This is a genomic window from Frankia sp. AiPs1 (genome assembly GCF_023716945.1).
GTDB lineage: Bacteria > Actinomycetota > Actinomycetes > Frankiales > Frankiaceae > Frankia.
In genome coordinates this window covers 1-5,491 of sequence record NZ_JAMQQF010000405.1, presented here as the reverse complement: position 1 = coordinate 5,491, position 5,491 = coordinate 1, and the positions used below count along the sequence as shown (strand labels likewise).

Here is a 5,491-nt window from a genome sequence, read left to right as displayed (position 1 = left end):
CCCCCCCCCCCCCCCCCCCCCCCCCCCCCCCCCCCCCCCCCCCCCCCCCCCCCCCCCCCCCCCCCCCCCCCCGCCCCGGGGCGGGCCGTCCCGGGTAGCGTGCCGGCCATGCCTCTCGACGTGACGCCGCACCTGGACCCGGCCACCACCGCCATCGTGAACATGGAATGCCAGGAGAACCTCCTCGGCGACCGCCCGTTACTGCCCGGCCTCGCCGAATCCGCCCGACGCACCGGACTGCTCGACAACCTCTCCGCGCTGTTCGACGCGGGCCGTAAGGCGGGGGTGCGGATCTACTACTGCACCGACGAACGGCGCCCCGACGGCTTCGGCTTCGCCCACAACACGTTCGTGAGTCTGCGGTCGTCCTCGGCGGCGGGCACCACCGGCGGGCAGGGCCCGGTGATGCCGCAGATCGCGCCGCGCCCGGAGGATGTCGTGTTCCGCCGGGAGCAGGGCCTCACCGGCTTCTTCGCCACCGGCCTCGACCAGTACCTGCGCAACACGAAGGTCACCACCCTGATCGTCACCGGCGTCTCGTTGAACATCGCGGTGCTCGGCACCGCGATCGAGGCGATGAACCTCGGTTACAAGGTCGTCGTCCCGCCGGACTGCATCGCGGGCGACCCGTACGAGTACGCCGAACACGTCGTGCGCTACACCATGCGCAACATCGCCTTCGTCGTGCCCTCCCCCACCATCACCGCCGCCTGGCGCTGACCGCCAGCGCACTGCGGTGCGCTGTGCTCGGTCTGGGAGCTCGGTCTGGGAGCTCAGTCTGAAAGCACGGTTTGGGAGCTCGGTGCGTGCCCAGCGCACCGCAACCAGCCAGGCGGACCGCACGCGCAGGCGCCCGTGCTGGTTATCCCGCGCCCCGGGTGGACACACCTATCGCGGGACCGACCCGTGCGGGAAGCCCGAGCGAGGGAGGCGCGGAATGAGTGGCGCCAGGACCGAGACCAGTGCCGGAGGCGGCGGCAGCGGGGGTGGGGCCGGGGCGCAGGGGGCGCAGGCGAGCGTGGATCCGCTCGGCATCTACCTGAACGACCACCTGGCCGGCTCCACCGCCGGGCTGCGCCTCGCCCGCCGCACCGCGACGGCTCACCGCGGCACGCCCTTCGGGGACGGGCTGGCCCGGGTCGCCTCGGAGATCGCCGAGGACCGCGACGCGTTGCTCGAGCTGATGAGCGCGCTCGGCGTCTCCGAGCGGAAGTACAAGACCGCCGCCGGCTGGCTCACCGAGGCGGCGGGCCGGTTGAAGCTCAACGGTCGGGTCGTGCGCCGTTCCTCGCTGAGCACGGTGATCGAACTCGAGACACTGCGGATCGGGGTGGCCGGCAAGTCGGCCGCCTGGCGGACCCTGCGGGCCGTGGTCGACCGCTACGACCGGCTCGACCAGGACCGCCTCGAGGTACTGCTCGAGCGTGCCCGCAGGCAGGCCGACGTGCTCGACGAACTGCGCGGCGCCGCCGCCCGGGCCGTGTTCGGCGGCGCCGACCGGACCTGACCCGCGAGGCGCGGTGACGCGCCGGACGGGCGTCAGTGCACGACCCACGTCGGTGCACGACCCCACGTCCACGCGCCGGCCGCGCCACGCCCGCTCGGGAGGGCGCCCCGAGTACGCCGAGCGCCGCGGGCTCGGGGGCGTCCACCGGAACGGCAACGGCGGTGGACGGCGTCGCCCGCCGGACGAGCCGGCGGACCAGCGGTGGGGTGAACAGCACGACGAGGACGAGACGGAAGCTCTGGACCGGTGGAGACCACACCGACGTTGATGTGGGCCACGGTGGCGGTGGCAAGCACCGCGTTGATGCCGCCCGGGGTGGTCGCCAGGTAGGACTCCAGGAACGGGATGCCGATCATCCTGGCCAGCACCCAGGCCATCGCCGCGCAGGCCAGGCAGAATTTCCCCGATCTCACCGAGGAGATAACAGGCCAGCGCGAGCAGAATCCACGCGCCAGCGCTGCTCCCGCAGCCCCGGAATGAAGGCAGAATTCCTCGCGCCCGACCCAGGGTACGACGGCCGGATGTGAAATCGGTGAATACCGAAAAGAGGGCCGCCCAGGAAGACCATCCCAGCCCGTCACGATGGGGCAGGAATGGATGGCCCGAAGGTCGGAAAGGGCGGATTCCGATGCTCGTCCCGAGCCCGCGTCGACCCTCTCACACGCTCTTCACACCCCCGGCGTGATGTTCTGCAGGCGGTTCCATCCGTCAAGCTCACGTCGGAGGGGGGTATGGGAGCAGTGCCCGGAGCAATTGCGGTGATCGAGGACGATCCGGCGCTGCGGCGCGTCCTCGTCCGCGGACTCGAGGCGGCCGATTTCCAGGTCGTGTGGGCTGTCCGGGACGGCGCCTCCGCCCTCGGCCGGGTCGCCGCCGCCGCGGCCAGGCCCGACGCCCTCGTGTTGGATCTGGGCCTGCCGGACATGGACGGGATGGACGTCGTCAGCGCCCTGCGCGACCGCGGCGTCGAGGCACCCGCGCTGGTGCTGACAGCCAGGGATGCGCTGCCCGACCGGCTACGCTGCTTCGCCCGCGGGGCCGACGACTACCTGACCAAGCCGTTCGCGTTCGCCGAGCTTGCCGCCCGGCTCGAGGTGCTGGTCCGGCGCCGCCGACCGGACCCGGGCGGCAACGCGATCGCCCTGGATCCGCTGCGGTTCCGCCTGGGCAGCGGCGGCACGGTCGTGCCCCTGAGCCCGACCGAGTACCGCCTGCTGGCGACCCTGCTGGTGCGCCGCGGGGAGGTCGTCCGCCGGGAGACACTGGTCTGTTCGGCCTGGCCGGCCGGCGCGATCGTGCGGGAGAACACACTGGACTCGTACGTGACAAGGCTGCGGCGCGCCCTGCGGGTGGCGGCGGTCGACGCCCGGCTCGACACCGTCCGCGGGATCGGCTACCGGCTGCACTGACCCGACAGCGACGAGGACACAGCCGCGAACACCGCTTGGGACATCGCCGGGAACATCGCCGGGAACACCGCCGGCGGACGGACCGCTCGCGGCGGACGCCGGCCCCGACCGCCGTCCGCCGCCCGCGCCTCAGGCCTGCGTCGTCCTCCCCGGCAGGCCCTCGGGGAGGATCTCGTCCCGGCGCCGGACCGTAAGGTAGGCGACGAGCCCGACGATCGCGACCAGGAAGATCACCGTCGTCCCGACCGTGCCCAGACCGAGTCCGCCCTCATCCCGCGGCTGGGACAGCAGGTCACCGGCGGAGGCTCCGAGCGGCCGGGTCAGCACGTAGGCGATCCAGAAGGTGACCACGGCGTTCGCGGCGAGGGCGAAGCGGGCGGCCGCCACGGCGGCGATGGCCGCGGCGAACACGAGCACCGAGACCCCGTAGCCCAGGTTCAGCTTCTCCGCGACCAGGTCACCCGCGGCCGTGCCCAGGGCGAACGTGTTCAGGATCGCCAGCCAGTAGAAGCCCTCCCGTCGCATGGTGTGGATGGTGTGGATCGACAAGGTCCGCTCGACCGCGAACCACGCCGCGAACGTCGCGGCCAGCGCGACGGCGAACGCGGCGGTGGTGATCTCCAGCGGCACGCCGGCGTTGTCGGTCAGATTGTCGGTGATGAGCGTGCCGACCACGCTGATCAGCACGACCGCGAGCCAGTAGACCCAGGGCACGTAGCGCTCCAGCCGAAACTGGAAGAACAGCGCGACGACCAGCAGGGCGCCCATCACGTAGGTCGTGCTGGTCAGGCCGAGGCCGAGATTCGAGTTGAGGAAGTCCGCCGCGGTCTCACCGATGGTGGTGCAGAGGACCTTGATGATCCAGAAGAAGATCGTGACCTGTGGGACCTTGTTCAACGTCGTCCGGCCCCATGGTCCCGCCCGGCCCGTCACAGCAGTCATGCCGCGAGGCTCGCAGCACGCACCTGACGATAACCTGACTGTGTTTCTTGGGAACCCGACCAGGCCTACCGGGGAACCGACCAGGCCTACCGGGGAACCGACCAGGCTTACCGGGAGCCCAATCAGGCCTACCGTGAACCCGACCGCGCCTTCCGGGCCTTCCGGGCCTACAGGCCGAGGTCGCGGGCGATGAGCATCTTCTGCACCTCGCTGGTGCCCTCGCCGATCTCGAGGATCTTGGAGTCCCGCCAGTGCCGGGCCACCGGGTACTCGTTCATGAACCCGTACCCGCCGAAGATCTGGGTCGCCTCCCGCGCGTTGGTGACGGCCGCCTCCGAGGAGAACAGCTTCGCCATCGCGGCCTGCTTCTTGAACGGCTGGCCGGCGAGCATCCGCGAAGCCGCGTCGTAGTAGGCGGCCCGCGCGACGTAGGTCCGGGTCTCCATCTCGGCAATCTTGAACGCGATGGCCTGGTTGCGCCCGATCGGCGCGCCGAACGCCTCCCGCTCCCTGGCGTAGCGCACGCTCTCGTCGACGCACGCCTGGGCGAGGCCCACCGACAGCGCCGAGATGGCGATCCGCCCCTCGTCGAGGATGCTCAGGAAGTTCGCGTAGCCGCGGCCCCGCTCGCCGAGCAGGTTCTCCGCCGGCACCCGCACGTCGTCGAACGTCAACGGATGGGTGTCGGAGGCATGCCAGCCGACCTTCGAGTAGGCGGGCTGCGCGGTGAAGCCCGCGGTCGGCACCGGCACCAGGATCGCCGAGATCTCCTTGCGTCCGGCCGCGGTCTGCCCGGTCACCGCGGTGACCGTCACCAGCCGGGTGATGTCCGTGCCCGAGTTGGTGATGAACGCCTTCGACCCGTTGACGACCCACTCGTCGCCGTCGAGGCTGGCGGTCGTGCGGGTGCCGCCCGCGTCGCTGCCGGCGCCGGGTTCGGTGAGCCCGAACGCGCCCAGCGCCCGTCCCGACGTCAGCAGCGGCAGCCACCGCTCCTTCTGCGCGTCGGACCCGAACCGGTACACCGGCATCGCGCCGAGCCCGACGCCGGCCTCCAGGGTGATCGCCACCGACGAGTCGGCCCGGGCCAGTTCCTCGATCGCCAGGCACAGGGTGAAGTAGTCCGCGCCCTGCCCGCCGACGGACTCCGGGAACGGCAGGCCGAACAGCCCCATCTCGGCCATCTGCGCGACGACCTCGTAGGGGAAGGTCTTCGCCTCGTCGTGCGCCGCCGCCGCCGGCGCCACGACCTCGCGGGCGAACTCCTCGACGAGCTTGCGCAGCGACTCCTGATCCTCGCTCAACCGGGTGTCAGGCATGATCTCCTCCTTCGGACGCGGCTTCGGGCTCGTCACCGGGACTCGGCTCCGGGACTCGGCTCCGGGATTCTGTTTCAGGTTCCGGCCGGGGCCGGGTCGACCACGGCGAGCACCGCGTCGAGGGTGACCTGCTCGCCGACACCGACGAGGACGTCCTTGACCACGCCGGCGACCGGGGCGCCGACGGTGTGTTCCATCTTCATCGCCTCCACGACGACCAGCGGCGCGCCGACGGCCACCTCGTCGCCGGCGGCGGCATGCACCGCGATGACGGTGCCGGGCATGGGGCTGCGGGCCTCGCCGCCGGCCTCGAC

At 71.8% G+C, this 5,491-nt stretch carries 8 protein-coding genes; 4 read left to right on the top strand and 4 right to left on the bottom strand.

What is annotated here, in order from left to right; genetic code table 11:
* On the top strand, nt 1-720 hold a 720-nt coding region (locus ND748_RS24005; RefSeq protein ID WP_251748222.1), incomplete at its 5' end, for a cysteine hydrolase family protein.
* 217 nt (nt 721-937) lie between these two features.
* Complete coding sequence (locus ND748_RS24000) at nt 938-1,507, top strand: hypothetical protein (RefSeq protein WP_251748221.1); 570 nt, start codon at nt 938-940, stop codon at nt 1,505-1,507.
* Between the two features lie 32 nt (nt 1,508-1,539).
* On the opposite strand, the gene ND748_RS35120 is transcribed toward ND748_RS24000, so the two are convergent.
* Nucleotides 1,540-1,863 carry an AbrB family transcriptional regulator gene (locus tag ND748_RS35120; RefSeq protein WP_374216017.1) on the bottom strand — a complete coding sequence of 108 codons (324 nt, stop codon included), beginning with the start codon at nt 1,861-1,863 and terminating at the stop codon, nt 1,540-1,542.
* Here ND748_RS35120 and ND748_RS34225 point away from each other — a divergent pair.
* Together ND748_RS34225 and ND748_RS23995 are read left to right on the top strand one after the other, a co-directional pair.
* The gene (locus ND748_RS34225; protein WP_285902616.1) at nt 1,853-1,987 is read left to right on the top strand and encodes a hypothetical protein; all 135 of its coding nucleotides are present in this window, start codon (nt 1,853-1,855) and stop codon (nt 1,985-1,987) included. The two genes, ND748_RS35120 and ND748_RS34225, sit on opposite strands and share 11 nt — an antisense overlap.
* A 251-nt stretch (nt 1,988-2,238) precedes the next feature.
* Nucleotides 2,239-2,916 carry a response regulator transcription factor gene (locus tag ND748_RS23995; RefSeq protein ID WP_251748219.1) on the top strand — a complete coding sequence of 226 codons (678 nt, stop codon included), beginning with the start codon at nt 2,239-2,241 and terminating at the stop codon, nt 2,914-2,916.
* A gap of 129 nt (nt 2,917-3,045) precedes the next feature.
* On the opposite strand, the gene ND748_RS23990 is transcribed toward ND748_RS23995, so the two are convergent.
* From ND748_RS23990 to ND748_RS23980, 3 genes are all read right to left on the bottom strand, one after another.
* Complete coding sequence (locus ND748_RS23990) at nt 3,046-3,858, bottom strand: hypothetical protein (RefSeq protein ID WP_251748218.1); 813 nt, start codon at nt 3,856-3,858, stop codon at nt 3,046-3,048.
* Nucleotides 3,859-4,025: 167 nt separating this feature from the next.
* A complete protein-coding gene (locus ND748_RS23985; RefSeq protein WP_251748217.1) occupies nt 4,026-5,177 on the bottom strand; it encodes an acyl-CoA dehydrogenase family protein in 1,152 nt (383 codons plus the stop codon).
* Nucleotides 5,178-5,251: 74 nt separating this feature from the next.
* Nucleotides 5,252-5,491, bottom strand: a 240-nt coding sequence (locus tag ND748_RS23980) for a biotin/lipoyl-containing protein (RefSeq protein ID WP_285902615.1), incomplete at its 5' end; no start/stop codon positions are given.

Bases quoted from the DNA above. Each gene is read 5' to 3' on its own strand.
- ND748_RS24000 (WP_251748221.1), top strand. From the start codon at position 938: ATGAGTGGCGCCAGGACCGAGACCAGTGCCGGAGGCGGCGGCAGCGGG.
- ND748_RS34225 (WP_285902616.1), top strand. From the start codon at position 1,853: ATGCCGATCATCCTGGCCAGCACCCAGGCCATCGCCGCGCAGGCCAGG.
- ND748_RS35120 (WP_374216017.1), bottom strand. From the start codon at position 1,863: ATGATCGGCATCCCGTTCCTGGAGTCCTACCTGGCGACCACCCCGGGC.
- ND748_RS23995 (WP_251748219.1), top strand. From the start codon at position 2,239: ATGGGAGCAGTGCCCGGAGCAATTGCGGTGATCGAGGACGATCCGGCG.
- ND748_RS23990 (WP_251748218.1), bottom strand. From the start codon at position 3,858: ATGACTGCTGTGACGGGCCGGGCGGGACCATGGGGCCGGACGACGTTG.
- ND748_RS23985 (WP_251748217.1), bottom strand. From the start codon at position 5,177: ATGCCTGACACCCGGTTGAGCGAGGATCAGGAGTCGCTGCGCAAGCTC.